25 protein-coding genes and 1 pseudogene are annotated in these 26,712 nt (G+C 68.0%); 9 read left to right on the forward strand and 17 right to left on the reverse strand.

Features of this window, described 5'->3' with window-relative positions; genetic code table 11:
* Nucleotides 1-44: 44 nt before the first annotated feature.
* The gene (locus DYE23_RS21895) at nt 45-1,376 is read left to right on the forward strand and encodes an MFS transporter (RefSeq protein ID WP_049777237.1); all 1,332 of its coding nucleotides are present in this window, start codon (nt 45-47) and stop codon (nt 1,374-1,376) included.
* A gap of 62 nt (nt 1,377-1,438) precedes the next feature.
* On the forward strand, nt 1,439-1,693 hold the full coding sequence (locus DYE23_RS21900; protein ID WP_013471024.1) for a hypothetical protein: 255 nt from the start codon (nt 1,439-1,441) through the stop codon (nt 1,691-1,693).
* A gap of 16 nt (nt 1,694-1,709) precedes the next feature.
* On the opposite strand, the gene DYE23_RS21905 is transcribed toward DYE23_RS21900, so the two are convergent.
* Nucleotides 1,710-2,480 carry a TMEM165/GDT1 family protein gene (locus tag DYE23_RS21905; RefSeq protein WP_011892905.1) on the reverse strand — a complete coding sequence of 257 codons (771 nt, stop codon included), beginning with the start codon at nt 2,478-2,480 and terminating at the stop codon, nt 1,710-1,712.
* A 350-nt stretch (nt 2,481-2,830) separates the two neighbouring features.
* Nucleotides 2,831-4,195: an acetamidase/formamidase family protein gene (locus DYE23_RS21910; protein ID WP_115328151.1), complete on the reverse strand. Its 1,365-nt coding sequence runs from the start codon at nt 4,193-4,195 to the stop codon at nt 2,831-2,833.
* A gap of 264 nt (nt 4,196-4,459) precedes the next feature.
* Between DYE23_RS21910 and DYE23_RS21915 the strand changes: the two genes are divergently transcribed.
* Nucleotides 4,460-4,864, forward strand: a complete 405-nt coding sequence (locus tag DYE23_RS21915) for a hypothetical protein (protein WP_011892903.1) — start codon at nt 4,460-4,462, stop codon at nt 4,862-4,864.
* Nucleotides 4,865-5,462: 598 nt separating this feature from the next.
* The gene (locus DYE23_RS21920; RefSeq protein ID WP_011892901.1) at nt 5,463-5,756 is read left to right on the forward strand and encodes a DUF732 domain-containing protein; all 294 of its coding nucleotides are present in this window, start codon (nt 5,463-5,465) and stop codon (nt 5,754-5,756) included.
* Nucleotides 5,757-5,774: 18 nt separating this feature from the next.
* Here the strand turns inward: DYE23_RS21920 and DYE23_RS21925 are convergent, their stop codons facing one another.
* From DYE23_RS21925 to DYE23_RS21955, 7 genes are all read right to left on the reverse strand, one after another.
* On the reverse strand, nt 5,775-6,149 hold the full coding sequence (locus DYE23_RS21925; protein WP_011892900.1) for a DUF2752 domain-containing protein: 375 nt from the start codon (nt 6,147-6,149) through the stop codon (nt 5,775-5,777).
* Between the two features lie 53 nt (nt 6,150-6,202).
* Entirely contained in the window at nt 6,203-6,550 is a 348-nt protein-coding gene (locus DYE23_RS21930; protein WP_011892899.1) for a CD225/dispanin family protein, read from the reverse strand.
* A 149-nt stretch (nt 6,551-6,699) separates the two neighbouring features.
* Nucleotides 6,700-8,001: a H(+)/Cl(-) exchange transporter ClcA gene (locus DYE23_RS21935; RefSeq protein WP_235660473.1), complete on the reverse strand. Its 1,302-nt coding sequence runs from the start codon at nt 7,999-8,001 to the stop codon at nt 6,700-6,702.
* A 44-nt stretch (nt 8,002-8,045) separates the two neighbouring features.
* A complete protein-coding gene (locus tag DYE23_RS21940) occupies nt 8,046-8,357 on the reverse strand; it encodes a GNAT family N-acetyltransferase (RefSeq protein WP_041788445.1) in 312 nt (103 codons plus the stop codon).
* Between the two features lie 230 nt (nt 8,358-8,587).
* Nucleotides 8,588-9,448, reverse strand: coding sequence for a DUF4436 domain-containing protein (locus DYE23_RS21945; protein ID WP_011892896.1), 861 nt, complete (start codon nt 9,446-9,448; stop codon nt 8,588-8,590).
* A gap of 67 nt (nt 9,449-9,515) precedes the next feature.
* Entirely contained in the window at nt 9,516-9,872 is a 357-nt protein-coding gene (locus tag DYE23_RS21950) for a hypothetical protein (protein ID WP_115328153.1), read from the reverse strand.
* On the reverse strand, nt 9,869-10,576 hold the full coding sequence (locus tag DYE23_RS21955; protein WP_115328154.1) for a hypothetical protein: 708 nt from the start codon (nt 10,574-10,576) through the stop codon (nt 9,869-9,871). The genes DYE23_RS21950 and DYE23_RS21955 overlap by 4 nt, the downstream gene beginning before the upstream one ends.
* Nucleotides 10,577-10,793: 217 nt before the next feature.
* Between DYE23_RS21955 and DYE23_RS21960 the strand changes: the two genes are divergently transcribed.
* Nucleotides 10,794-12,155, forward strand: coding sequence for a wax ester/triacylglycerol synthase domain-containing protein (locus DYE23_RS21960; protein WP_011892893.1), 1,362 nt, complete (start codon nt 10,794-10,796; stop codon nt 12,153-12,155).
* Between the two features lie 12 nt (nt 12,156-12,167).
* On the opposite strand, the gene DYE23_RS21965 is transcribed toward DYE23_RS21960, so the two are convergent.
* Together DYE23_RS21965 and DYE23_RS21970 are read right to left on the reverse strand one after the other, a co-directional pair.
* Entirely contained in the window at nt 12,168-13,025 is an 858-nt protein-coding gene (locus tag DYE23_RS21965; RefSeq protein WP_011892892.1) for a class II glutamine amidotransferase, read from the reverse strand.
* A gap of 94 nt (nt 13,026-13,119) precedes the next feature.
* On the reverse strand, nt 13,120-14,844 hold the full coding sequence (locus DYE23_RS21970) for a hypothetical protein (RefSeq protein ID WP_013471017.1): 1,725 nt from the start codon (nt 14,842-14,844) through the stop codon (nt 13,120-13,122).
* A 276-nt stretch (nt 14,845-15,120) separates the two neighbouring features.
* Between DYE23_RS21970 and DYE23_RS21975 the strand changes: the two genes are divergently transcribed.
* Both DYE23_RS21975 and DYE23_RS21980 read left to right on the forward strand, forming a co-directional pair.
* Complete coding sequence (locus DYE23_RS21975) at nt 15,121-15,903, forward strand: SDR family NAD(P)-dependent oxidoreductase (RefSeq protein WP_011892890.1); 783 nt, start codon at nt 15,121-15,123, stop codon at nt 15,901-15,903.
* 4 nt (nt 15,904-15,907) lie between these two features.
* Nucleotides 15,908-17,065: an alpha/beta hydrolase family protein gene (locus tag DYE23_RS21980; protein WP_013471016.1), complete on the forward strand. Its 1,158-nt coding sequence runs from the start codon at nt 15,908-15,910 to the stop codon at nt 17,063-17,065.
* A gap of 31 nt (nt 17,066-17,096) precedes the next feature.
* Here DYE23_RS21980 and DYE23_RS21985 read toward each other — a convergent pair whose 3' ends face one another.
* From DYE23_RS21985 to DYE23_RS22005, 5 genes and pseudogenes are all read right to left on the reverse strand, one after another.
* Entirely contained in the window at nt 17,097-17,984 is an 888-nt protein-coding gene (locus DYE23_RS21985) for a universal stress protein (protein WP_011892888.1), read from the reverse strand.
* Nucleotides 17,981-19,807, reverse strand: coding sequence for an amino acid permease (locus DYE23_RS21990; RefSeq protein WP_011892887.1), 1,827 nt, complete (start codon nt 19,805-19,807; stop codon nt 17,981-17,983). The genes DYE23_RS21985 and DYE23_RS21990 overlap by 4 nt, the downstream gene beginning before the upstream one ends.
* A gap of 84 nt (nt 19,808-19,891) precedes the next feature.
* Nucleotides 19,892-20,340: pseudogene (gene cynS, locus DYE23_RS21995) on the reverse strand (cyanase).
* Nucleotides 20,337-21,200, reverse strand: a complete 864-nt coding sequence (locus DYE23_RS22000) for a formate/nitrite transporter family protein (protein ID WP_013471014.1) — start codon at nt 21,198-21,200, stop codon at nt 20,337-20,339. Before DYE23_RS22000 ends, cynS begins: the two are co-directional and overlap by 4 nt.
* Nucleotides 21,201-21,328: 128 nt before the next feature.
* Nucleotides 21,329-22,552, reverse strand: coding sequence for an oxygenase MpaB family protein (locus tag DYE23_RS22005; RefSeq protein ID WP_013471013.1), 1,224 nt, complete (start codon nt 22,550-22,552; stop codon nt 21,329-21,331).
* A 177-nt stretch (nt 22,553-22,729) separates the two neighbouring features.
* Here DYE23_RS22005 and DYE23_RS31515 point away from each other — a divergent pair, with 177 nt between their 5' ends.
* Together DYE23_RS31515 and DYE23_RS22010 are read left to right on the forward strand one after the other, a co-directional pair.
* Nucleotides 22,730-23,380: a hypothetical protein gene (locus DYE23_RS31515; protein WP_235660474.1), complete on the forward strand. Its 651-nt coding sequence runs from the start codon at nt 22,730-22,732 to the stop codon at nt 23,378-23,380.
* Nucleotides 23,377-24,969, forward strand: a complete 1,593-nt coding sequence (locus DYE23_RS22010; RefSeq protein WP_235660475.1) for an SMP-30/gluconolactonase/LRE family protein — start codon at nt 23,377-23,379, stop codon at nt 24,967-24,969. The genes DYE23_RS31515 and DYE23_RS22010 overlap by 4 nt, the downstream gene beginning before the upstream one ends.
* 26 nt (nt 24,970-24,995) lie before the next feature.
* Here DYE23_RS22010 and DYE23_RS22015 read toward each other — a convergent pair whose 3' ends face one another.
* Nucleotides 24,996-26,648: an acyl-CoA synthetase gene (locus tag DYE23_RS22015; protein WP_115328155.1), complete on the reverse strand. Its 1,653-nt coding sequence runs from the start codon at nt 26,646-26,648 to the stop codon at nt 24,996-24,998.
* Nucleotides 26,649-26,712: the final 64 nt, after the last annotated feature.

Here is a 26,712-nt window from a genome sequence, read left to right on the forward strand (position 1 = left end):
TGGATCCCGTGCCCGCCGCTTCTGAGCCGACGTTCCCACGAGGAATGGCGCTGCTGGTGGCGGGCGCCATGTTCATGGAGATCCTCGACGCCACCATCCTGGCTCCGGCCATTCCCGCGATCGCCGCGACGTTCGGGGTGGCGGCCGTGGACGTCAACATCGCGATCTCGTCCTATCTGCTCACCGCGGCGGTGCTGATCCCCGCCAGCGGCTGGATCGCCGACCGATTCGGCATCCGGCCGGTGTTCCTCACCGCCATCGCGGTGTTCACGATCGCCTCGATCGGGTGTGCGCTGAGCGCGACGCTGCCGATGCTGGTGGCCATGCGGGTTCTGCAGGGTGTCGGCGGCGCGATGATGGTGCCCGTCGGGAGGCTCGCGGTGTTGCGCTTCAGCGCCAAAGCGGATCTGGTGCGCGCCATCGCGTTGCTCACCTGGCCGGCGCTCACAGCGCCGGTGCTCGCACCAGTCCTCGGCGGTGCCCTCGCGACGCTGGGGTCGTGGCGCTGGATCTTCATCGTCAACATCCCGATCGGGATCGTCGGATTCGTGTTGGCGCTCAAGCTGATCCGGGGCGGTCCGGCGCCGACGCCGAGGCCGTTCGACTGGCGGGGTCTGCTGTTGCTGGGCGCCGGGATCGGTGCTGCGCTCGTCGCGCTGGAGCACATCAGGGTCACCGGAACGGCGTGGGTGCTCGTCGGCGCGGGCCTCGTCGGCGCCGTCGCACTGCTGGCCGCTGCGGTGTGGCATCTGCGGCGCACCCCGACACCCCTGGTGCGCCTAGCCGTGTTGCGTGTCCGCACGCTTCGGATCACGGTGGTGGGCGGATCGGTGTACCGCCTGGTCATCACCGCGGTGCCGTTCCTGTTGCCGCTGCTGTTCCAGCTCGAGTTCGGCTGGTCGGCGTTCACCGCCGGGCTGATGGTGGCTGCGCTGTTCATCGGCAATCTGACGATCAAACCGCTGACCACGCCACTCATGCGCCGGTTCGGCATCAAGCGGGTGCTGCTGGTCAACGGCGTCGTCTCGGTGGCCTGGTTCGGCGTGCTCGCACTGCTGGAGCCGGGGACTCCGGTCGCACTGATCGCCGCCGCGCTCTATGTCAGCGGCGCGCTGCGGTCCATCGGGTTCACCGCGTACAACAGCCTCGCGTTCGCCGACGTCGACGGCGACGAACTCACCCACGCCAACACGTTGAACGCGACGGTGCAGGAAATGGGTGCAGGTCTGGGAATCGCTGTGGCCGCACTGCTACTGACGGTGCTCGGGTCGTACCCGTGGACGTTCCTGGCGCTCGGCGCGATCCTGGCGCTCACGCTGATCGAGACGCTGCGCCTGCCCGGCAGTGCCGCCTCTCACGTGACGGGCCACCGCTAGACACCCGCGGCGCCCGTTCGCGCGCGCCTACCGCAGAAGTCTCGACCTTGACTTTAGCCTTGGTGGCCGTGACCACACTGCACGAGCCGTCGCTGGCAGAGCTGGACTTCGACCACGATATCCAGTGCACGTGCCGCAGATTCTGCGGTCCGCTGGCTCACCCGGCGCAGTGGTGGGTGACGTTGTCGTGCGGGTGCCCGTATCCGATGTGTCAGCGCGCGCTGCGAATCGCCAACGTCCGCCTCAAGGTTCGGCCTCTGACATGCCGACACTGTGAGACCGACCAGATTGCGATCCGCTCGGTGGTCGCCATCTGAGACTGGCCGTCACCGGCTACTTCGTGTCGGTTGACGTCGTGTCGGTTGACGTCGTGTCGGCTGACGCCGTGTCGGTTGACGCCGTGCCATCCTGCTCCGCCGCGGGCGCCGGCCGCAGCACTGCCGGGCGTAGCCGCTCGGGTAGCGCCCACACCGCGGCACCCGAGGCCGCGACGATGGTCAGCGCGATGCCGCCGACGAGGGCGAAGGGCAGCGACGGGAAGATGTTCTCCAGCAGCATGTAGGCGCCGAACAGCAGGAACAGCGCGGCAGCGGCGATCTGGATGACACGTTCGGGCAGCCGCCTGCCGAGCACCGCGCCGACGATGATGGCCAGACCGTCGGCGGCGACCATACCCAGCGTCGAACCGATCCACACCCCCAGCCAGTCGTTGTCCGAGGCAAGGGTGACGGTGGCGAGCATCGTCTTGTCGCCGAGCTCGGCGAGTACGAAAGCCGACGTCACCACGAAGAACGCGGGCGCAGTGGCCTTCTCGGCGCGCGACGCCTCTTCGTCGGACAGGCTGTCCCCGCGCAGGGTCCACAACCCGAAGAAGATGAACATCGCCCCGGCGATGAGTCCCAGCAGGTGGGTCGGCAATGCCGCGCCGAGATAGTGCCCGATGGCCACCGACAGGACGTGCACCGCGGTGGTGGCCACGGTGATCGCCGACAGCACCACCCACCAGCGGTAGCGCAACGCGAACATCATCGCCACGAGTTGGGTCTTGTCGCCCAACTCGGCGACGAAGATGACGGCGAAGCTCAGCAGCAATGCGGCGAGCACACGACTCCTCGGTGTCGGAGGCTGCCCGTCGGAGGGGGTTCACACGCCTCCGGCCGGCAGCCCGAATCACGGTCTGTACGGCCGAAGGTCTCGCCCACCGGTCGCAGACCGGTCCGGACAACCGGGCCCGGCGCGGACGCCGTGGGCCAGTATGTCGATTGCCGATTTGGGGGCTACTCCCCTTCGTTGTCGCCACCATACCCACGCAGGCGCGGGGTCCGCAACTCGGCGCTCGTCGAAACCGCTTCGCACACAGGGAGTTTGGGGAACCTGCCGGGAAGGTTTCGCCGGTCCCAACTTATCGGGCAGCCGTCCCTCAACTACGGACCGCCGATGGGATTCGTCTGCTCTCAGCTCTGCCCGAAGTGCCCCTTGTAGATCTGACCGTGGACCCCGACCGTGCGGTCGACCACCTGGGAAACCGAGAAGTCCGCTGCCGCAGACAGATACGCATAGGCGGTGGCCCGGTCCATCCCCTGGTCGGTCTCCAGGAAGTCGAGTGCGTTGACGACGGCGCGTCTCATCGCGACGTCCAGGTCGGAACCCTGCCCGCCCACCGAGCCGTCGGGATCCGACAGTCCGATGGGCACCCATGCGTCGACCGTCTCGCCGAACGGATAACGGTAGGCGACCGACGGCGCGTCACCGGACCCCGGTTTGCACACGGTGAGCCGGTAGGTGCCGCGCAGCGACCCTTCCATCGCGGTCAGCGCGACCTCTCCATCCCCCATGGCCATGTGCGGATCGCCGACGTAGAACAGTGCCCCCTCGGCGAAGACGGGCAGAAAGAACGTGGCACCTTCGCCGAGCAACCGGATGTCGATGTTCCCGCCACCGACGGTCGGCGGGATGGAGTTCGCCGTCGCGGCCGTGATCTCGCGATCCTGGGTGAAGGCCACACCCATCATCCCCATGAAGGGTCGCAGCGGGAATCGCACCTGCGCGCTGCCGTAGCGCATCACGCCGTGACCGTCTTCGACCGCGGTGAAGGTCGAGACGTTGCCGTAGCGGGTCGGATCCGGATCGGGCCGGCCGTCGGTGGCCACCGGCGGCATGACCTCGCTGAGGCCGACCCCGGCCGGCGCCGCGCCGTCGGCGGTGCGCGCCAGCGCGCCCTTGCCGTGCCGGCTGGACACCACCCCGTAGGGAACGCGCGGGATCGCTTGCAGAATCTCGATTTTCAGGACGTCACCGGGCTGGGCACCTTCGACGAAGACCGGCCCCGTCACCACGTGCGGCCCGTCCTTGTCGAAGTTCCTCGGAGTCCGGTCGTATTCGGCGGCGATGGCGATCGCGTCGCGCAGCACCTCGGATTCGGACACTCCCTGGCCTCCGAAATATCCGACGGGGTCACGGCCCTGGTCTTCGAGGATGCCTTCGTGGCTCACGGCGTCGATGGTCACGGTCTGCCCGGACGACATCCGCATCACCGGCGCCGCGTGCACATTCGGGACGTAGCCCCACAACACCTCGTCCGGGACGGACTGCAGATAGTGATCGCCGACGGGGTCACCCTCCCCGGGCTGCAGGATCGCGACGTCCGTCGCGGCGGACGACGGCGACTGCGATGCGGGTCCGGGTGTGCCCGACGCGCACGCCGAACTCACGCCGGCCACTCCGGCGCCGGCGCTGACCGCTGCGACAGCGCGCAGGAAATCTCGTCGGCCGATGCCCGTCCACAGGGTTTCTGCGGCACGGCGGGCGGGATCAGTCATGGTGCACCTTTCGACGGAAGACGATGGGCGCAGGATTCCCACCTGGCATTTCGGGTCCGCTACATCTGTGCTACGACCTCGTTGCCCGAGATCCCCGGCCGGGTGGGACCTCTGCGGGCACCGACCGTCGCCGTATCCCGGATACGTCCAATCTCAACGGGTTTCGTCGACGGGTTTCGTCGACGGGTTTCGCAGAGCGCATGCCGACCGGCACGGGCAATGCGATAGTCACAGAACCACGAACCGGTTACGACAGGAGCCGCCATGCCCTCCCCCGATCCGAGCGAAGCCCGGCCGTTCGTGCTGGTCGCCCGACTGTTCGCGGTCGCCGCCACCGTCGTCATCGTCGTGTTGTTCGGGACGGCGGGGCGCCTCGTCGCGGCCCACCAACTCGAAGACGTTCACGGTGCTGCAGCGATCGCGTTGCACGTCGTCCTCGGCGGCCTCCTGGTGGGCCTTGCCGGACTGGCGTACGCGCGACGGCGGGGATGGTGGACTGCGGCGCTCGCCGGTATCGCCTTCGTGTACTCGTTTGTTCAGGCGGCGCTCGGCGAAGGAGCCACGCTCGCCATCCACGTCCTCGGATCCCTCCTCATCGTGGTCAGCACGATCTGGCTCACCGCCTGGCTGTTCTCGGCGTCGCCCGCGGGCACCGGACCGGCGGACTGACAGCCGAACGCCCCGGTCGTGTTTCGCCGGGTCGCAATCGGAGAACACACCCGGGGTCCGCCCGTCGCTGATGCTTGGAGGTTTCACGGTGCACGAGAACAACCCCGAATCGGGCATGCCCGAAGATGCCACCCAGGCCACCGAGGAGCAGCGCGACATGCAGGAGAAGCTCGACCACGCCGATGACGACCCGAATGCACGGCACGGTCACAGACCTATCGCGACATCCCCGACGAGAACTGAGTTCGCCGAGGTACGCCACCGCGCACCGCAGCAAATGCCACCGAGGGCACTACGAATCGGGATCGGCGCGGAATCGATCGATGCCGGAAGGCGAAGTCGCCTTTCGTCTTTCGGATATCGGCGGACCCGCAGCCCTGCGGTGCCGTGCCCGCCGCCGCCCCACGACAGTCCTGATCATCCCGCGTGGTCAGCAGCTTTGCCGAATCCAACTCGCTCCGGAGAATGACATCGCTGCATTTCTCCATCAGACGTTCTCTTGGCAATGACCGCGTCGGGACTTCAGGAAAAATGACGCTCGCGTAGAGATTCGGGCGTAGCGTATCGCCGTCAGCAAATCTCACCAGGAGGGACGCGCATGCGCGGAACATTCTTCATCACCACACTCGCCGCTGCCGGACTCGCCACCGCCCTGGCTGCCCCGGCCTTCGCCGACGAAACAGACGACATCTTCATCGCGGCTCTGGAGCAGGAGGGCATCCCGTTCTCCACCGCCGGCAACGCGATCGAACTTGCCGGTGCCGTCTGCGAATACGCCGCAGCCGGTCAGGACAAGACGCAGATCGCGCTCGAGATCATGGAGCCGGCCGGCTGGAGTCCCGAGCAGAGCGGGTTCTTCGTCGGCGCCGCGACACAGTCCTACTGCCCGTAGGACACACGAGATCGTCGATCACACGCGGAGTTGGGTGAAAGGCTCGAAAGGCAGGATTCGCACCACGAACCACACGCCAACCACCGCGAGCGTCACAGCACCGGCCCAGCGGTGGTGCTGCCACGAAACGATCTCGCGGTCGACGGCGCGGCCGTAGGTCCAGATCGCGAACGCGGCGATCAGCAACGCGAGACCCACCAGCGCCACCGCGTTGAAGCGGGCTGCCGCGAGCACGTCGCCGTGCAGCAGCGAATAGATCATCCGCAGCGTTCCGCAGCCCGGACAGTTGATTCCGGCAAGGGCTTTCGTCGGACATTCCGGCAGCATTCCGCCCGGGGTGGTCGGATCACCGATCCACACCACGACGCATGCGCCCGCCGCCACGGCGCCCACCAACAGGGGGCCACCGAGGCGCGCGGGCGCAGATTGCCTGGCCGGCAACGCAATCAGTACGACGAGGTGTCGAAGTCCATGCTCACCGCACCGAGAGCGATGAGGATGCCGTAGATGACCGCGAAGACGACCCAGGCGACGACACTCCAGATCGCCCACTTCTTCGCTGCGTCGGCCGACGCCTGCGCCTCGGCGTACCGGCCCTGGGTCCAAAGTCCGTTGACCTGTGCGGCTTTGACGATGGACACGATGCCGAACGGCAGACAGCAGAAGATTGTGGTCAGGATGCCGAGCACCAGGTTGGAATTCGGTGCCGCCGCGCCGCCGGGTTGCTGTGGGGGGAAGCCACCGCCACCGGCGGGAGGCGGGGGCGGATAGTTCCCGGGCGGCGGTTGCGTCATGTCGACTCCCTCGTGGGCCTGGTCGTTGCTCGGAAAAGCGTGCTAAGGGTAACCGACAAGATCAATGCGGATATGGCAAATCACGCTGCTCGCGCAATTTTCGCGACACCGGCGAGACAGGCCGTCCCGCGCCCCGAACAGCAACCCTCTCAACGTCCTTCGTCGACCCCGGGCGCGGCGACCGGCTCGACGAGCATCCGGTCGCGCAGGCTCGCGTAGATCGGTGCCGATCCCACCGCACGGGCCGCCAGCACCGCGGACACGGACGCCGCCAGCATCGGCAGCGCCACCGCCGTCGTCGCCGTCATCTCGAGCACGATCACGACACCGGTCAGTGGAGCGCGGACCGTGGCGCCGAAGAACGCCGCCATGCCGACCAGCGCCATCGGAATGACAAGTGCCGAAGCGCTTTCCGGTGCTATCGCGCCGAGGCACGTCACGAAGACATATCCCCACAGGGCTCCGACGGCGAGCAGCGGCGCGAAGAGCCCGCCCGGCACCGCGGCCGCGTAGCTCATCGGCCCCGTGAAGAACCGTGCCGCAAGCAGTCCCACCGCAGCCAGAAGGACGAAGCCGTGGCCGTCGAGGATCATCTGGGTCAGGGTGTCCCCGTCTCCCACAGTGAGTGGTGCCACCCACAGCAGTGCGCCCACCGCGGCCCCGATCGCCGCCGCCTTCAGTTCGGTCGGCACGCGAGGGATCGCGGCGACACGATCGGTGCTCCACACCACCACCACGTTGTAGGCGGCCCCGAGCAGCCCGGTCAGCACGCCGAACACCACGAACAGCGGGAGCCACGCGAGCCCCGGCGCGACCACGGCGTGGACGTCGAAGTCCGGCTGATCGGCCAGGATCAACCGGGAGGCCAGCACCGCCGTGACGGTCGCGGCGACGGTGGCCAGGACCGTGCGCGCGCGCAACGACCTGGTCACCTCTTCGAGGGTGAACAGCACTCCGGCGATCGGCGCGTTGAACGCGACAGCAAGCCCCGCACCCGCCAGCGCCGTCTGCACGAGCCGTACGTCACCGTCGGACAGACAGCTCCGGCGAGCGGCCTGCGCACCGATCGCGGCGCCCATGTGCACGGTCGGACCTTCGCGCCCCAGGACAAGACCGGAGCCGATCCCGAGAACTCCTCCGACGAATCTCGCGGGCAGCACCCGCAGTCGCGGAGGAGACGTCTCGCCGAGGAACACGGCCTCGACATGCGGGATGCCGCTGCCGGCGGCCTGCGGCTCCCACCGCACCAGGGTCCTGGCGACCGCGGCGCAGAACGCGACCAGCGCAACCGGGATCAGCCATCCGGGTCCGGGTAGCCGTTGGGCCCACTCGACGACGTCGAGGCGCAGGCCCTCGGCGGCACGCAGACACCACTGGAACGCCGCGCCGACGATGCCGATGACGGCTCCCGCCAGCGCGGCCGTCCCGACGACGACGAGGAGGCTTCGCACCGGACCTCCGGGGCGCAGGCGCAGAGGCACGGAACGCCGCGACGCTACGAGCGGTCGGTGATGTCGGCGTATTCGGGATGCTTGTCGATGTACTCCGCCACCATCCAGCACGTCGGGACGATGCGCAGGCCCTCGGACTTGGTGACGCGCAGGGCTTCGGCAACCAGGATCGTCGCGAGGCCCCGGCCCTGGAACTGGGGAAGCACCTCGGTGTGCGGGAACACCCGTCGGCCGTCCGTGTCGTGATAGTCGGCGAGTCCGACCGCACGTCCCTCGACCTCGATCACGAACCGGTCGGGCTCGCGGGTCACCGTCGTGGCGGCACCGGTGCGGTCGGGAGGCATCTCGGAACTCATGACCTCACGATAGTCCCGCACCGGTCGAAGTCACCGGCGCGGTGCAGGCGACGCGATGTCGTTGCGATTTCACCGAGATCGTTTGCAACCGCGAATAACCCAGTTCCGACAGGCGAATTCACGAGTTCACGGGTTGTTCGCCGTGGTATCTTCCGCGTGCTGCGGGGTCGGTGTCGGGCGCACTGTCGATCCCCTCATGAGCACCCGATACCGGCCCCGCTTCGGGCGGCCTACTGCTTGTAGTAGCGATACCAGGCGATGATGTAGATCCCCATCGCCGACACCAGCGCGATGAGCACCCACAGCACGACCGCCTGGTCTATCCACGCCCCCGGCGGTGGCGCCCCCGGCAGGATGTTGCGCAGCGGGACGACGGCGAACAGCATCGCCGCGAACCACGTGCACAGAGGCGGCAGGAATTGACGTCGTCCCATCACCGTCTCGATCGCGACGATCATCGCCATTGCGGGCAGCGCGATGAGCACCAAACAGATCCCGAGGTCGAACGCCAACGTCCCACGGTGGCGGCTCAATTCGATGACCGACGCGGCCGGGTCCGAAGGGGCCTGTTTGATCTCGACGTTCCAGCCCTCTATGCCACCGCTGAACCGCACCTCGGCGGGTTGCACCGTGCGGTCGTCGCCGGACCCGACCAGAGCATCGGCGGTGAGAGGTTTGGTCGTGTAGTTGTCGAACGGCCAGTTGTCGGCATCGCCGTGCGCCTCGATGGTCGCGTCGATGCTGCCCGGCGTCTGCCCCTTCGGGAACTTCAACTCGCCGAGATCGACCCAGGGGTAGAGACGGATGGCGATGTCGGTGTTCAGCACACCCAACTCCGGATCGATGTAGCGCTGCGGCGGGATCAGCAGGACGGAGACCTCCAACTCGTTGGATGTCGTGTGGATGCTGCCCATGTCGATCGACACGACGGGCTGCTCGCTGCGACTCGGATCGAACGCCGGCAGCGCCGGATAGGAACTGCTGACCCACCAGTATCCGAAAAGCGAAGCGACATAGATCAACCCGACGATGGCGAGGCTTGACGTGATGCGGATCCGGCGACGCAGCGGATGTCGAACTTCTGTGGGCATTGCAGGGATGTTAGCGGCTGACCGGAGCTGCGCTCGGCTTCACGGTGTGACCCCTCACCGCGCCCGACTACCGGGCTTCGCGGTAGGAGCTCCGGTGAGATTCGATCAGTTCGACCACGTCGCCCACGTCGACGGTGACGACGTCGTCGTGCCCTGGTTCGAACGGCACGCGGAGAAGATCGTAGAAGTCGCCGGTGTCGACGAACGTGTGTGCGCGGGCGAACAGCGGATGCACGTCGAAGACGCGTACTCGCAGCTTCTCCCGGCTCAGTCTGCCCAGTTCACGCCCGGACTCGGGATCGGTGATGACCGGGCCGACGCCGGTGTGCACACCGAAGACCATTCCCGGCACCACACCGGATTCGGCGCCCCGGTTGATGATCAGCGTGTAGTCGTCCTCGACGAGCGCAACCTGCCCCCTCATGACGCCGCCAGCGAATCACCCTCCGGCGCATCCGCTTTCGTCAGCGATCCCGGTTGGATACGGGGACGCACGCGGTAGGCGTCCACCGGGATCGGGGCCGGCCGGTCGTCGTCGTTCTCGGTTCCGAGGGCCAGCTCGACTGCCGTCTTTGCCTGGAAGAGCGCGATCACGGCGTGCTGGTGACGGTCGGACCCGAGCGAGTTCAGCGCCATCGAGAGCTTTTTGTCCGCGTAGACCATGGAACGTTCGAGTTCGGCCGTCTCCGCTCTCGACACCCGCGACCCCGATTCCGGCTCGGCGCCCGCGCCGGCGAACCACCGGTGACCGAGCGCTCCGAGGGTGATCGAACAGATCGGCACCAGCACCACCGCGCACACCAGGCCCGGTGTTCCGGCGAGGGTGAGGGACCCGGCCATTGCGAGCAACGTCAGAACCCCGAACACGAACAGCATCCGGAGCGTCGGGGGGATCTCGCGCATCACCGCGCCGACCTGTCCCACCGCGTGCGCGCCGAAGCGCGCCAGGCCGGTGATCGCACGGGCGACCCCGGTGGCGGCGGCGACCGCATACCGACCGGCCTGCTCGGCGTGTTGCCGCGTGAGAGGGGATTTCGGGCGCGACCGGGTCCGGGCCGGCGACACGGTATCGGGCTCGACCGGTGACGCGGCAGGTGGAGACGACTCCGTCGTGACATCGTCCTTCACATCTGCATCATCAACATCAGCAGTCACATTCGTGTCATCCCCGATGGCGGGCACGATCCCGGTCCTGACGCGCCGGAGCGGTTCGGTTCGGAGCCATGCCGCCGACGTTCCCGCGGCCGGGACCTCGGTCGTCTCCCGGAGGGCACAAAGTCACCGGATCCCGTCGGGCTCTGTAGCCAGGCACACGTGCGCCCTATCGTGAGACCGGGAGCACACAATGAGCGAATTCATGCGCAACAGCGACGCCTTCACCTGGGCGATGGAAAGCGATCCTCGATTGAGATCGACGGTGGTCACCGTCTTGATGCTGGATCGCACGCCGGACTGGGGCGAGGTGTGCGGCCGGGTCGAGCGCCTCAGCCACGAGGTCCCGATGATGCGTCAGGTCGTGGTGGAGACGCCGCCGCCGGCACCTCCGCGGTGGCAGGACTGCACGGACTTCGATCTGGACTTCCACATGCGCAGGGTCGCCGCACCGCAGGACGGCACGTTCGAATCGGTACTCGAGATGGCGCGGCTGGCCCAGATGGAGGACTTCGACCGGGCGCGACCGATGTGGAAGCTGACGCTGATCGAGGGCCTGTCCGACGGTCGCGCGGCGGTGCTGTGCTGCCTCCACCACGCCCTGACCGACGGGGTGGGGGCGGTGCAGATCGCGATGACGCTCTTCGGCCTCTCGCCCGAACTGCCGCCGGTCGACGAGTCACCGACGGCGCCGCCGCAGCGGTCGGCTCTGGGCGACTACAAAGACGCCGCGCGCTACAGCGTCGGACTTGTCGGCAGCGCCGTGACCGGTGCGCTGTCCGTGGCACCGCGCCTGGTCGTCGACAGCGTCCGCAGTCCGAGGCGGACACTCGGCAATGCCGCGGGTCTCGCAGCGTCGGTGTACCGGACAGTCCGGCCGGTGAATGCGACCGGATCACCGCTGATGACCCGGCGGACCATGAACCGCCGACTCGGGATCCTCGAGATTCCGATGCCGCCGCTGCGGGACGCCGCCCACCGCAGCGGGGGTGCTCTCAACGACGCATTCGTCGCGGGCGTGGCCGGCGGCCTGCGGCAGTATCACGAGAAGCACGGCGCCGCCGTCGACGCCCTTCACCTGTCGATGCCGATCAGCCTGCGCAGTGAAGGCGACGCTCCGGGCGGCAATCGAATAACGTTGATGCGCTTCGACATACCCGCCGGACTCACCGATCCCGGCGACCGGATCCGTGCCATCCATGCCCGCACCGAGCAGGTCCGCCGGGAGAAGTCGCTGCCCTACACCCAGGCGATCGCGGGCGTGCTCAACCTGGTCCCCCGCTGGTACATCGGGTCGATTCTGCGTCACGTCGATTTCGTCGCCAGCGACGTGCCCGGGATACCGGTGCCCGTCAGCCTGGGTGGCGCGAAGGTGCTGATGCAGTACGCGTTCGGCCCGACGATCGGTGCGGCTGTCAACATCACACTGCTCACCTACGTCGACACCTGCGCGCTGGGCATCGACGCCGACACCGGTGCGATACCCGACATCGACGTCTTCTGCGACTGCCTGCGGGCGGGTTTCGACGAGGTGCTGGCGGTTGCGGCGGACTGACCTCGCCGACGGTCATCCCATCGGGTGCTGCGCCGACGCGGCCGCCGCCGTGAGGTCTGACCGCTCCATCCGGTGCGCGGGAGGTTCCGGCAACACCATGCGGCGGTGGATCGTCAGGTCGGGGCCGACATGGATCACCTCGCCCGCCTCCAGCAACTGCCACGCTCCGTCGTCCATCGCCTCGCTGGCGAAGACCACCGACGGTGAATTCTCCAGATGTGCACTCCCGGTACGGATCCTGTTGCTGCGCAGCGAGAACCGGCCTGACTCCCCCGCGGCGCGGTCCCGAAGGTACAGCTCGTGGGTGTCCGGGTAGCGCAGCGCCCACAGGTCGGTCGCGGTGGCCAACAGGATGTTCAGCGCGTAGATCGGGACGTGTGTGCTCAGCCAGTGCAGCGCGTCGGCCAATCCTGCGTCGACATCGCCGTCGCGCCGGCGGATCGAGGCCGTGATCACCGCGAAGACCCGCTCCGAGTCGGTGTCACCGTGCACGAGATCGGTGACACCGAGCTCGGACAATCTGGCGTCCAGAATGTCGAGGCCCTCCACCACCCCGTTGTGGGCGAAGATGCGGTCGTCCTGCAGGAAGGGATGGGTGTTCTCCTCCTCGGTGGCCCCGGTGGTCGCGTAGCGCACGTGCGCGACGAACGTCGTTCCCGTCATCTGACGCGCTTCGGTCGCGAAGGACGTGTCACGCCACGCCGGGATCGGCTGCTTGAGCACCGTCGGCTTTCCGTCGGCGCCGAACACCCCCAGTCCGGTGCCGTCCGGATTACGCCGACTCTGCTGCGCGAGACTGTTGGGAGCGTCCAGCAACCAGAACGTCGCGGCGACGGGGCGGCCGGCGTGCAGTCCGAACAAACGACACATCAGCTCATCCCCTCGGCGCCGGCAGTGAGATCGCCCTGGGCTCTGTCTACTCCGCTCCGCGCGGCTCCGGAAGACCAGCGGGACCGCCCGTCGATCAGCTGTCGATCAGCAGGCGTATCACCGTGGGCCGCGCGGACAAGAGTGCGCCGGCCGCCACGGGGTCGAACACGGTCCTCGTCGGGGCGACGGCGGTACCGATGACGACACCCGTGGCCGGACCGGCCGGGGTCTCGACCGACAGGGACTGTCCCGGCAGGCCGTAGACACCGTCGCAGCCGTCTTCCTCGCACGCCCCCGTCGACGGATCGATGCGGCCGGCGAAGATGTCGTTGACCCATCCGGCGAGGAAGGTCTGCGCGGCGGACTTGTTCTGTTCGGTCGGGAATCCGCGGTAGAGGTAGGAGACGTACTGGATCAGCCGCGATCCACCCTGCATCGCGTCGAGGTGCTGGCCACCGTCGAGGACCACCCCGTTGAAGCGCCCGGGCCGGTGGTCGTTGAGAGCGTCGTCGACCGGCCGGACGCCGGACTCCTTGGGCGCACCCAACTCGAAGACGGGGATGTAGCCGCCCAGACCGTCGAGCTTGTCGAGCGCGCCGGCCAACACACCTGCCGGCGGGGCTCCGTCGAGCAGGACGATGCCGGCAAGGTGGTTGGTTCCGCCCGCGGCGAGGACCGCGTCGGCGTAGTAGCCCGCGGCGCCCGCGGCCACCCCGGCCCCGAGCGAGTGCCCGACGAGGGTGAAGCTCTGCGGCAGGACCGCGTCGGGGCCGTACTTCCTGATCAGGCCGGCCGCCACCGCGCTGGCCGTCAACGCGTCACGGTCGCCGAGCAACAGGTCGGCGGTGGCGCGGTGCGCCTGATCGTCACCGAGCCAGAAGCCGTCGCGGACATACCGATTCGATGACAGCGTGGGAGCGACGACGATGCTGTTGGTGCGTTCGGCCAGCCAGGACGCCGTGTAGCTGTACATCGGGCCGATGCCGAGGTAGCCGTGCTGCAGGTAGATGAGCCGCTGCGGCGGCTCGTCGCCGTCCGGGTAGTACCAGTCGGCACGGACGGTGCGGCCGTCGGTGATCTCCAGCCGAGAGCTGCGCACGGTGACGTTGCTGCCCGGAGGTGTCACGGGCGGTCCCGAGACGAAGCGGACGGCCGCCCCGATGATCTCCATGACCAGGGACTGGATGACGTCCTGCAACGATCGGGATTCCGGTGCCGCGAGGGTGGCGGTCGGGGCGACCGTCGCCGAGACCTGCTGGGCGGCAACGGTGCCGACCGTCGCAGGCGCCGTGGGAGGTGCGGCGACAGATGCCTGCTCAGCTGCCGCGGGTACCTCCGCCTCGATGGCAGCGTCCTGGGGCTCCGGGCTGACCGGAGGCAGGTCGTCGACGCCGGACGGCTCGGTATCGAGGTCCGGCACGGTCTCGGCGTCACCCTCCGGGAGCTGATCGGCGGTGTCGTCGACGTCCACGTCCGACGGCTCGGGAGCGGTGCCGGCACCCGTGTCGTCGGCCGTCTCATCGGCACCGGATTTCTCGGAGGGGTCCGCGGGTTCGGCGTCCCCCACGGACGTGTCACCGGAATCGCCGTCGCCGCCGGACGCCTCGGTCCGGTTCGACAGGTTCGGCTTGCGGCTCTCCCGAGCCGAATCGCCGGTGGCTCGCGGACCGCGGTCGGCGCTGTCAGAGGCGCTGGCGCCGGCGCTGCCCGACGTGTCAGATCCGGTGTCTGCACCGGCGGTATCGACTCCGGCGATCAGCGCCGCGGAGACGCCCGCGGCGACGACGCCCGCACCCATCCAAGCTGACAGTTGTGGCATTGCTCTCCCAACCTCGGAATTGACGGCCGGGTCATGCCCGACCGCGGCTCACGGTAGAGCACCACCACGCAGCAGTAGACACCTTTCAGAATCTGGTCATGTTTCATTCGCAACCGCGGCAGCAGGGTCCTACATCGCGGCACCCGGCGGCCGCCGACTCCCCGGTCCAGGTGTCCTCGTCGCCGTACTCCCCTGTTTCCCGCCGCTCCGTCGCCCCTTGGCTTAGCGTGCGGGTAGCGGCCGACAGACCGCCCGTATTCGACAGGTTGGCGCGCAATGACCGGACAACGGCTGGCGAGCAAGAGGGTTGTCATCACCGGCGCGGCGAGCGGCATCGGCCGCGCAGCCGCCCAGCTGATGATCGGCGAGGGTGCCCGTGTGCTCATCGCCGACCTCGACGCCGACGCCGCCGCGGCGGCCGCCTCCGACATCGGCGGCAACGCGATCGGCGTGGCGGCCAACGTGCTGGACGACAAATCGGTGGCCGCCATGATCGACCGCGCGGTCACCGAGTTCGGCGGCATCGACGTGCTGTGCAACCACGTCGGTGGCAGCAACCCCCACAAGGATCTCGACCTGCTGCGCCTGGACCTCGACGAATGGGATCGCGCCATGGCGCTCAACGCCCGCAGCACCGTGGTCGCCTCCCGGCTGGCGCTGCCGCATATGATCGCCGAAGGCGGCGGTTCGATCATCAACACCGTCTCCGTGGCCGGGCTGACGGGCGACACGCTCCAGTGCGCCTACGGCGCCTCCAAGGCCGCAGTCATCCGGCTCACGCAGTACATCGCCACCCAGTACGGTCGAAAGGGTGTGCGCTGCAACGCAGTCGCTCCCGGCGCCGTGATGACACCCGCGCTGGCCGACAACGTTCCTGCGGCGGTGATCGACAACATTCGCAGCCACAACGCGCTGGACCTGATCGGCTCCCCGGAGGACATCGGCTGGGCCATGGTCTACCTTGCCTCCGACGAATCCCGTTACATGACGGGGCAGACGCTGGTGCTCGATGGTGGGCTGACCGCCCAGAGCCCGATCGCGGCCAGCCGCCGGTCGTAACTCGATGACTGACCCGATCCGGCGTGTGCTGGCCGCGGCGGCCGCGGTCGCCACCGTGGTGGGCTGCGCCCACGCCACCGAACCAGAGCTGCGCGCCGGCCAGTTGCTCACCGCCCGGCCACTGACGACGGTGGCCGCCCTGCCCAGCGCGGACAACCGGTTGATCACCTATGTCTCCGACGACTCGGCCGGGGAACCGATCGTCGTGTCGGGCACCGTGTCCGTGCCGAAATCGGAACCACCCGAGGGTGGGTGGCCGGTGATCAACTGGGCGCACGGGACCACCGGCTACGCCGACACCTGCGCCCCGTCTGCCGCCACCGCCGACGGGCTCATCCAGGACTACGTCCAACTGGTTCGTCCCATGCTCGACCGTTGGGTGGCCCGCGGCTTCGCCGTCGTCCAAACCGACTACCAGGGGCTCGGCACGCCCGGCGGGCATCCTTACGTCGACGGTGTCAGCGAATCCAACACCGTGACCGACATCGTGAGGGCAGCACGACATCTCGATCCCGGCATCGGGACCGCATGGGTGGTCCTCGGCCACAGTCAGGGCGGGCAGGCCGCGTTGTTCGCCGCCCACGACGGCCCGGACCGAGACCCCGATCTCCGGCTGCTCGGGGCGGTCGCGATGGCTCCCGGCGGGGTGGACATGGGCGCGACCGTCGATCTGCTGCGTGCCGGTGATCCCGGAGTCGAAGTGGCGCAGCGGTTTGTGCCTCTGCTGGTGCTCGGTGCCGCCGTGGTCGATCCGTCGGTCGACCCCGATCAGATCTTCACGACACGGGCACGCCCACTGCTGACGACAGCGCGCAACGAGTGCCTCGCCCAACTCAACGTCGTTCCCACCATTCCGGCGTCGCAGGTGCTCGCACCTGATGCCGACCTGCGCGGATTGCTCGCCTACCTGGACCGCCAGGATCCTCTGCAGCTCACCCCACGCGTGCCGGTGCTGATCGCTCAGGGCACCGAAGATGTCGCCGTCAACCCGGTCGGCGTCGACAAACTCGCGAAGGCCCTGTGCGGCAAGGGGGTCGACGTGGACTACAACACCTACCCGGGCAAGGACCACCGCGGAGTCATCGCCGCATCCGAGGTTACCGTCAAGGACTTCGTCGATGCCGTGATGGACGGGCGTTCACCCGAGAACTGCCCACGCTGAGGCCCCATCGCCTGTCACGAAAGTACCGCTGTCACAGACCCTCTCGCCGCGGCACGATCATCGTCGGCACCGGCGAATGCCGCAGGATCCTCGCCGCCGCAGAACCGAGGAACACCTGGGCGACCTGACCCGCGGCGCCGGAACCGAGGACCAGAACATCCCCGGACCCCCAGTCGATCGCCTCCACCGCGTCCCGCCACGTCGCCCCTGCGCCAATCACCACCTCGGCGTCGAGGGTGTCGACACCGGAACGCACGGCCTCCAGCTGGGCGGCGATCTTCTCCTGGGTTCGACGGACCCACTGCTGGACGACGAGGTCTTCGGCGGACGTCTCGATCGCACCGCTGAACATGGTGACCGGCCGCACGGTGAACGAGGCGATGCGCAGTGTCGCCGACCACCTTCGGGCGAGTTCGGCGCCGGCGGCGACCAGACCCCCCTCGTCGGCGTGACCTCCGTAGGCGACCGTCAGACGCTCGATCCTGCTGTCCTGCAACGGGTATCCGCGTGGCGCAATGGCCACCGGGACCGCGGCGGTGTGCACGAGCCGATCGGTGACGCTTCCGAGCGCGATCCTGCCGAGCAGACCGGAGGACGACGAGCCGACGACGACGACGTCGGCGTTCATCTCCTCTGCCAGCTCGGTCAGGCCGCTGGGCACCGATTCGGCCTGGTGAACCATCCGCCACACGTCGAGATCGCCGGGAAGCTTGTCGACCATCTCCTTGAGCGACTTCTGTGCCTGCGCGCCAACATAGTTCAGATACTCGTCCTCCAACGGATCCGCATTTTGCGGCCACTGCCGCTCCACGATCGCCACGGCGACGATCCGCTCGCCCGTGCACCGGGCCAGTTGAGCGGCGAGATGCAGCGGCGCCGGCCCCTGGCCGCTGGCGCTGAATCCCGCGATGATCGTCATCGCGGCACCTGGTTTCCCACCGCGGACGTGGCGACGACGTGCGTCACCGGCACCGTGAACTGGGCACGGGCCCGGTCCACGACGTCGAACCGGTGCCACATCGAGAACTCCGGCGGCAGCGTCGCGATGACGATCTGGTCCGGACCGAACTCCGCGACGGCGTGGTCGAGTGCACGCAGTGGGCGGTAATCACCCAATTCACCCTGGACGGTCAGGTTTTTGCCGCGCAGCGCCGCCAGCGTGGATTCGAGGCGCGCGGTGGCCGCTTCCTGGGTGGCTTCGGTGACGTCGCGCGGACCGTGGGTGGCCGCCGCGCCGGTGTCGACGGCGCTGGCGGGTACCACCACCAGATACTCCGCCGTCTGATCCGCTCCGATCCGGCTCAGCTCGGCGAGCAGCTCGTCGGAATCGACGGTTCGGTTGGCCAGCACCAGAACTCGGTGCGGTGGACCGGTGGGGGCGCCGCTGTCCCCCTCGGCCGGCCGCTTTTTCACGAACCACTTGTTCGCGGCGAACAGCGCGATGACCACCGCCCAGGACAGCAGGCTCAGCACCAGCTGCGAGCGCAGTGCGGTGTCGATGAACATCTGTACGAGGATGGCGAGGATGCCGAGCGCGGTCAGTCCGGAAAGCACTGGGAAGAGCCACATCTTCACGCGGAGCTTCGAGTCCGGGGTGCGGTAGCGCAGGACGATCTGGGAGATCGCGATCAGCAGGTAGACGAAGAGGATGATCGCGCCGCTGGAGTTCAGCAGGAACGCGAAGATGGTGTCCGGCGAGACCGCGGCGGCGATCACGCACAGGAAGCCGACGACCGAGGACGCCAGGATCGCGTTCGCCGGCACGCCCCGGTTGGTGACCTTGACCAGTGCCGCCGGCGCCTCCCTGCGGGCGGCCAGGACGAAGAGCATGCGCGAAGCGGTGTACATGCCCGAGTTCAGGCAGCTCAGTACCGCGGTGAGCACCACGGCGTTCATCACATGGTCGGCGTACGGAATGCCCATGGCGTTGAACGCGGCCACGAACGGCGACGCCGACACACTCTCGTCGTTCCACGGGACGATGAGCACGAGCAGCAGCACTGCCCCGACGTAGAAGATCAGGATGCGCAGGATCACCGAGTTGGCTGCCTTCGCCACCGCCCGCTCGGGATCCTGGGACTCGGCAGCGGCGATCGTCGCGATCTCGGCGCCGACCATCGAGAAGATGACGGTGACGATTCCGACGGTGATCGCGCCGAAGCCCAACGGCATGAATCCGCCGTGACTGGTCAGGTTCGAGAAGTCCGCACCCTTTCCGGGCCACAGACCCAACACGAATGCGGCGCCGACCGCGATGAACGCGATGATCGCGGCCACCTTGATGCCGGCGAACCAGAACTCGAACTCCCCGTAGGAGGCCACCGAGAACAGGTTCGTCGCCGTCATCAGCACCATGAAGATCAACGCGGACAACCACAGCGGCACGTCCATCCAGTACTGCACGATCTTGGCCCCGGCGATCGCCTCGAAGCCGACGACGATGACCCAGAAGTACCAGTACAGCCAGCCGACGGAGAATCCCGCCCAGTGCCCCAACGCATTGCGCGAGTAGTCCGCGAACGATCCTGTCGACGGGTTGGCCACGGCCATCTCGGCGAGCATCCGCATCACCATGATGATGAGCACGCCGGCCATGCCGTACGTCAGGAAAGCACCGGGCCCGGTGTCTGCGATGACGACGCCCGATCCGACGAACAAGCCGGCGCCGATGACGCCGCCGATGGCGATCATCGTCAACTGGCGCTGATTGAGGGCCTTCTTCAGGGTTGGTGCAGCACTCATGTCAACCTCCGACGGCGTGGGAGAAGAACCGGTGCTGAGTACCCACCGGTGATCCACATCACTCACCCGCCGCGGATGTGCCCGTCACCAGCGATAGTCGAGGAACTTTCCGTCGAACGTGACCACCACGCGGTCGCCGTCGGGGTGCTCGCGGCGCTTGATGTCGACGTTGAAGTTGATGGCGCTCATGATGCCGTCACCGAACTCCTCGTGGATCAGCTCCTTGAGCGCGGGCCCGTACACGGCCAGCGCCTCGTGGAACCGGTAGATGGTGGGATCGGACAGCTTCGCGGGATCGATGCCGCGACTGGGCTGCAACTGCAGGCTCTCGGCGACCGTGGTGTCGAGGTCGAGCAGCGCACACACCCGTTCGGCCTGTGCCGCCTCCATCGGATGCTGTCCGAGCAGAGCCGCCACGCACCACACCAGGGGCGCGTCGATCTCGTCGGCGATGTCGCTCCAGCTGAGCTTCTTGCGGATTGTGCCGCCGCGATGAGCTCTGCGGCATCGCTTTTGGGCATGATCGGGGTCATCGCAGGACCCGCCCCGCAGCGCCGACCAGCGAGCGATCCTCGGTGGGCAGCTCGACCAGCCTGGTCTCGCCGGTGCGGGCATGGGTGGCGAACAGGGTCAGGCCCACGAACGTCAGACCTCCGACCAGATTGCCGAGGACCGTCGGGATCTCGTTCCAGATCAGGTAGTCGGCGATCGAGAAGTCACCGCCGAGCATCAGGCCCGACGGGAACAGGAACATGTTGACGATGGAGTGCTCGAACCCCATGTAGAAGAACAGCATGATCGGCATCCACATCGCGATGACCTTGCCCGAGACACTCGTCGACATCATCGCCGCGACCACACCGGTGGACACCATCCAGTTGCACAGCACTGCGCGGATGAACAGCGTCAGCATGCCTGCGGCGCCGTGCTCGGCGTAGCCGACGGTCCGGCTGTGACCGATCTCCCCGAGACGCTGGCCGACCTCGTTGGGGTCGACGCTGAACCCGAACGTGAACACCACCGCCATCATCAGCGCCACCACGATTGCGCCGCCGAGGTTCCCGACGAACACCAGGCCCCAGTTGCGCATCATGGAGCGGAACGTGACGCCCCGCCGCTTGTCCAGCATGGCCAGGGGTACCAGGGTGAAAACGCCTGTCAGCAGGTCGAACCCGAGAAGGTACAGCAGACAGAAGCCGACCGGAAACAGGACCGCGCCGAGCAGCGGGTTACCGGTCTGCACAGTGATCGTCACCGCGAACGCCGCGGCCAGGGCGAGGATGGCACCCGCCATGAACGCACGGATCAGGGTGTCACGGGTCGACATCAGAGCTTTGGACTCGCCGGCATCGATCATCTTGCCGACGAATTCGCTCGGACTCACATAGGACATGTGGAACCTTTCGGGAGCGGGGTGTTCCCGAAAGAGTTCCCGGAGCGTATTGCCGATTCGAAACATCACGTGGACAGTCGTGTTGCCTGACCCTCACATCGGCTGGTGCAGGCTGTGAGGGCTGCGCGTCAGGCGACGCGGTTGACGTGAGCTGCGGATTCACCGATGGTCGCGGAGCCGTCGACGCCGATCATCGTGCGCATCAGCTTCGCGTGCTCGCGCCGGCCACGCTGATCGGCGCGGTCGATGCCGCCGGGCAGGGTGAGCGCGGCGGCGCTGCGGGCGAGGTTCACCGGCAGCCGCAGCAGCGGGTACCACGGCAGCCCGTGGGACGGCAGGCCGAGTGACGCGACCGCGCGACGCCCGAGGAAGGCGCTGGTGATCGACAGGTGCTGGGCGCGGGCCAGCCGCCGCCGCACGCCCGTCAGGGTGTCGTAGTGCCATGCGAGCGGATCGTCGATCATCGGTGCCGCCAGTTGCCTACTGGATTCGTCGGGGGCGGCCAGCGCGGACAGCGTGTGCGCCAGCACCCGCACGCTGTCGCGGAAATCCTGTGGCAGCCAGGCATCTTCGACGCCGATCAGCCAGCCGACGTAGCGGGTCAGATGGGCGACGGCGTTGTATTCCGACGGTGAGAGCACCACCCCCATGCCCATCGCCCCGACCGCCGGGGCGACGAGCGCGCCGACCAGCGTCGCGGCCATGTCGGTCTGGTTGACGGGCAGTCCCCACTCCTCGGGTCGCCAGTCCGGCATCGCCGCCACGTGCCGCCGGACGAACGAGTGGATCAGCCGCACCCGAATGGTCGAGCGGTATCCGATACCTCTGCCTTCGAGACCGCCCTCGGAGATGACGTCCATGGCCCACTGCATGGTCTCGGCGAACCGCTTGTTGGAGCCCTTCTCCAGGGCGCCCGTGCGCAGCAGCGTCTTGTTGAAGCCGGAGAACTGGTAGCCGCCGAGCAGGGACACATCGCGGGCGACGTACATGCCGTCCGCCCCACCCCGGCGCAGGGCGCGCTGCCCCTTTCGCAGGAGCGCGAGATCCACCCAATCCGGCAGCACCTCAACGCTTTCGAAGAACTCGCGTAGCGGCGCCGGCGCGTCGGGCACGCTCGCGATGCCGCCGTGGAGGGCGCGATCGAACAGCGGCCGCGTCTGCTCCATTCCGGTCGCCGCCATCCACTCGACCAGGCGGTCCATCGGCCCGTCACCGACCGTGAGGCGTTCCCCGAGGTCCTGCCACTGCTGCGGGTCCGGGTTCCGGATGGCCAGGGCGGTCGCGAGGGCGCGAACGCCGGCCGGGATCGGCCGCGGACGGTCAGGGTGGCGCTTCGGAACGGGCACGCTCACTGCAGCTCCTCCTTGAGCTCACTTCTGACAACACATGTAGTCAAAAGGGAGATTATGTCGAGGGCAGACGCGTGTCAACGAGGGACGGGCCGATGACAAGGGGTATCCCCCATTGCTCCCCCGCGGTGGCGTCCGCAGACTCAAGTGCACGGTCGCTGGCGAGGAGGCGGGGCAGACATGGCACTCGACAGGTACATCGGACGGGTGGGGGCGCTGGCGGTCGCGCTCGGCATCGGATCGGCCGTGGCGGCGATGCCCGGGCAGGCGTCGGCCAAACCCGACGCCGATGGCGGCTCGGGCATGTCAGAGACTTCGGTCAGCGGTCCGGCCAGAGCCGGATCCGGCACCGACGCGACATCCCGCTCGGGAAAGCCGGCGCAGTCTGAGCGCAGTGCGGCAACGAAACCGTCCGGAGGATCCGATCCGCCAGACCGTTCACCCCGGGAGGTCGCGGTCACCGAGGAGACGACGTCCGGCGAGACCGCCGACGACGAGGCCGAGCCTGTCGAAGAAACCCGGGACACCGTCGAGATCGTTCCGCCGACCGAACCGGTCACGCCGGCATCGGCCGTCGAGACCGAGGACGAGCCGGACTCCCCGCGTCCTCGTCGCTGCTGTGGTTCCTCGGCGCGGCCGGCCGCCGTCAGACCGACCAGCAGGCCGGTCCCGACCGTGACGCGGCGTCGCAGACGGCTGCTCAGGCCGAAGCCCCGATCGCGGCGACGCCGGTTCCCGGCGATGCGTCAGCCTCACCGATCATCGGCGTCGACGGCACGGTCTACCAGGTCACCAGAACATCATCGGCCGGTGGCCAGTTCAGCACGGTGACCATCCTCGACAACACCGGGCAGATCGTCAGCTCCGGAGAGGTCCGCGGCACCGTCATGGACGCGGTCGCCCGGCCCGACGGCACACTGGTCGTGTTCAGCCGGCGCTTCATCAGCACCACTGTCTCCACGGTCAGCAGCGACGGCACCGTGACCCCGATCGCCAATCTGCTCGGCACGCCGCTCAACCCACCGCGGGTGGGCCCCGACGGTGCACTGTACTTCGGCGCCGGGTTACCCGATCTGCTCTCCCCGGTCGGCGCCAACGTCGGCTACCGCACCTATCGGATCTCCCCCCGTAATACCGTGCGCGCCTTCGCCTTTGACACCGATGTCGCCATCGCCGACGACGGTACGGCATATCTGGTGTCCCGCCGGTACGGCATCTCGGTGCTTCGGGTGATCCCGACGGCCGGGTTGGGCAGGACGACCCTGTTGCCTCTGGGTACCGATCCGAGCGCCCCGGTTCTGGGTCCGGATGGGACCGCGCATGTCACCGCGGGAGTGACCTGGTTCGGATCCCCGCAGACCCGGGTGTACACCGCGACCGGCGACTCGATCGCGGCGCACACGGTTGCCGGCCTGCCCGCCGGTGCCGTGGTCGGCGCCGACGGCGTGTACCTGGCGACGTTCGTCGAGCCCGGATCGGAGGGCCCTGGCACGTCGTATGTCTCGCGGCTCACCGCGGGCGGGGTGGGCACGTCCGGCCTCATCGAGGGCCGCATCGCGGAGTTCCAGGTCACCGCCGAGGGCACGGTGTTTGCGCCGATCGACGGCGCGGGCGCTGAAACCCCGGTGGCGGTCATCGACCGCGACGGCACGGTGCACACGGTGCTGCTGCCGGGCACCCTTGTCGTCGGTCGGCGGGCGATTCGGGACGGCGGCACGTACAACGTCGAGGACGTCGGCTACGTCAACTACGCCACCGGCGGCCGAGAGTACGTCGCCGTGCTGAGCGCCGACGGCACGGTCGCGCGCACCATCGAGCTTCCCGAGGGAGCCACCGGCGGTTCGGTGTTCTACAGCCCCGACGGGGCGGCATTCGAGATGCTGGAGTACCGAGACGCACAGGGACAGACGACTTTCCGCCAGATCCTCGCCCTGGCCTCCACGACCTATACCGACAAGGTGCCGGGCGGCCGGTTCACCTATGTCCGCGACGCGGTGGTGTTCGGTCCGGACGGCGTCGGTTACTTGCTGACGGGCTCCGTATCCACCCAGATCGGGGCGTCCCAGGACCTCGACGTCCTCGGTTTCAACGCCGCCGGCGAGACCGTGTCGCGCGCCGGCGGCCTCACCAACCCGGTGACCACGTATGAGAACAACCCCTACCGGACGGTGCTCGCGTTCGGCCGTGACGGTACCGCCTATGTGACCTTGTACTTCACCCCGGACGATCCGGGCGTCTACGCGGTGACGGCCGCCGGCGCGCAGAAGGTGGTCGACCTCGAATATGTCCAGTACCACCAGGGCTTTCCGCCGACGTTCGGCCTCGACGGCACCGGGTACGTGACGTCGGCGGAGCTGCTGAGCGGGGACGCCGACGGCATCGCACTCGTCACGGTGTTCTCGCCCGTCACCGACCTCTGATCCGCGTCCGTCGGCGCGGACGTCACTCAGCTCTCGACGTCCATCTCCACCAGCACCCGGCGGAGGAGCTTGCCGGTCGCGTTGCGCGGCAACTCGTCGACGAACACCACGTCGCGCGGAACCTTGTGGCGGGCCAGGTTCTCCTTGACGTGCCGCTTGATCTCCTCGGGCTCTCTGGCCGCGCCGGGTTCGGTGACGATGAAGGCCCGCAACCGCTTTCCGAACTCCACATCGTCGACGCCGACGACAGCCACCTCGGCGACGTCCGGCCGCTCCTCCAGCAGTTGCTCGACCTCCTGCGGGAAGACGTTCTCCCCGCCGGAGACGATCATGTCGTCATCGCGGCCGTCGACGAACAACAGGCCGTCGTCGGTGAAGTGACCCATGTCGCCGCTGGACATGAAGCCGTCGATGATCTGCTTGCTGCGGCCGTCGGTGTACCCGGAGAACGGTGCGCCGTTACGGACGAAGATCCGGCCACGCCGGTTCGTGCCGTGGATGCGCTGGTCGTTCTCGTCGTAGAGAACGACCTCGCAGGTGACGGGCGCGCGGCCCGCCGTACCGGGTGCCGCGCGCAGTTCGGCGGGTGTGGCGACGCTGGCGATGGCGCATTCGGTGGACCCGTACATGTTGTAGAGAACGTCGCCGAAGGTGTCCTGCACCCGGTTGGACAGCTCCGGGCTCAGCGCCGAACCAGCGATCAGGATCACCTTCAGCGACGACGTGTCGTACTTGGCGATGACGTCGGGTCCGAGCTCGACCATTCTGTGCAGCATCGTGGGGACGGCGACCAGCATGTCGGCCTTGTGCGTCGCGATGAGCTCCAACGTCTTCTCGGCCTTGAAGCGCCGAGAGGTCACGATCTTGTTCCCGAACGCGGCGCCGACGGTGTAGGTGGCCCAACCGGTGCTGTGGAAGATCGGCGACACGATCACCATGGTTCCCTTGTGGGGGAACGGGATTCGGTCGATGATCTGAGCCGTCGCCAGCGGTGAGACACTGTCGCGCGGCGCCCCTTTCGGAAGCCCGGTCGTGCCACTGGTCAGGATGACCGACCCGCCTGATTTGTCCGGCGCCGGCAACGGCTCCGTCGAATTCGCGGTGACGATGTCGTCGAGGGTCGGGACCCCCGGAGGCACCTCCGTGCCGTCGTCGACCCAGGTAAGCACCCGTGGCATGTCGGCAGGGAGAGCCTCGAGGAGCCCGAGGAACTCGCTGTCGTGCAGGACGACGGCGACGTTCTCGCGCTTGCAGACCTCGGCGAACTGCGGCTTGGCGAAGCCGGTGTTCATCAGCACCATCCGCGCGCCGAGCTTGCCGCAGGCCGCCATGGTGATGACCAGACCGCGGTGGTCCCGGCACAGCACGCCGACCACCGAGCCCGCAGACACACCGAGCCGGCGCAGCCCGTGCGCCAGCGCCCACGACTGATCGTCTACCTGCTTGTAGGTCAGCGTTCCGCGTTCGTCGACGATCGCGGGCAGGTCCGCGTACTTACGTCCGCCCTGGATCGCCATCGTGGCCTGCGGGCCGTAGACGCGGGACAGCTTGGCCGTGCGCACCGACGCCGGAAGATCGGAGAAGTCGATGATGCCGGTGTCGATGAGGCGTTTGAGCGCTCGACCCGACTCGGATACCTGCTGCAGCTTCTGCCGAACGCTGCCCAGCGCGTCATTCATCTCGAGGCCTCCTCGCCCAGGTCGCTTGCATGCAAGGTAGCAAGTGTCGGTACCTGCCGACATC

It is taken from the genome of Mycolicibacterium gilvum, assembly GCF_900454025.1.
Classification (GTDB): Bacteria; Actinomycetota; Actinomycetes; order Mycobacteriales; family Mycobacteriaceae; genus Mycobacterium; species Mycobacterium gilvum.

Bases quoted from the DNA above. Each gene is read 5' to 3' on its own strand.
- DYE23_RS21895 (WP_049777237.1), top strand. From the start codon at position 45: ATGGCGCTGCTGGTGGCGGGCGCCATGTTCATGGAGATCCTCGACGCC.
- DYE23_RS21950 (WP_115328153.1), bottom strand. From the start codon at position 9,872: ATGAGGGGGCAGGTTGCGCTCGTCGAGGACGACTACACGCTGATCATC.
- DYE23_RS21920 (WP_011892901.1), top strand. From the start codon at position 5,463: ATGCGCGGAACATTCTTCATCACCACACTCGCCGCTGCCGGACTCGCC.
- DYE23_RS21980 (WP_013471016.1), top strand. From the start codon at position 15,908: ATGACTGACCCGATCCGGCGTGTGCTGGCCGCGGCGGCCGCGGTCGCC.
- DYE23_RS21985 (WP_011892888.1), bottom strand. From the start codon at position 17,984: ATGACGATCATCGCGGGATTCAGCGCCAGCGGCCAGGGGCCGGCGCCG.
- DYE23_RS21910 (WP_115328151.1), bottom strand. From the start codon at position 4,195: ATGACTGATCCCGCCCGCCGTGCCGCAGAAACCCTGTGGACGGGCATC.
- DYE23_RS21940 (WP_041788445.1), bottom strand. From the start codon at position 8,357: ATGAGTTCCGAGATGCCTCCCGACCGCACCGGTGCCGCCACGACGGTG.
- DYE23_RS22015 (WP_115328155.1), bottom strand. From the start codon at position 26,648: ATGAATGACGCGCTGGGCAGCGTTCGGCAGAAGCTGCAGCAGGTATCC.
- DYE23_RS22000 (WP_013471014.1), bottom strand. From the start codon at position 21,200: ATGTCCTATGTGAGTCCGAGCGAATTCGTCGGCAAGATGATCGATGCC.
- DYE23_RS21970 (WP_013471017.1), bottom strand. From the start codon at position 14,844: ATGCCACAACTGTCAGCTTGGATGGGTGCGGGCGTCGTCGCCGCGGGC.
- DYE23_RS21945 (WP_011892896.1), bottom strand. From the start codon at position 9,448: ATGCCCACAGAAGTTCGACATCCGCTGCGTCGCCGGATCCGCATCACG.
- DYE23_RS21960 (WP_011892893.1), top strand. From the start codon at position 10,794: ATGAGCGAATTCATGCGCAACAGCGACGCCTTCACCTGGGCGATGGAA.
- DYE23_RS21990 (WP_011892887.1), bottom strand. From the start codon at position 19,807: ATGAGTGCTGCACCAACCCTGAAGAAGGCCCTCAATCAGCGCCAGTTG.
- DYE23_RS21915 (WP_011892903.1), top strand. From the start codon at position 4,460: ATGCCCTCCCCCGATCCGAGCGAAGCCCGGCCGTTCGTGCTGGTCGCC.
- DYE23_RS21930 (WP_011892899.1), bottom strand. From the start codon at position 6,550: ATGACGCAACCGCCGCCCGGGAACTATCCGCCCCCGCCTCCCGCCGGT.
- DYE23_RS31515 (WP_235660474.1), top strand. From the start codon at position 22,730: ATGGCACTCGACAGGTACATCGGACGGGTGGGGGCGCTGGCGGTCGCG.
- DYE23_RS21975 (WP_011892890.1), top strand. From the start codon at position 15,121: ATGACCGGACAACGGCTGGCGAGCAAGAGGGTTGTCATCACCGGCGCG.
- DYE23_RS21965 (WP_011892892.1), bottom strand. From the start codon at position 13,025: ATGTGTCGTTTGTTCGGACTGCACGCCGGCCGCCCCGTCGCCGCGACG.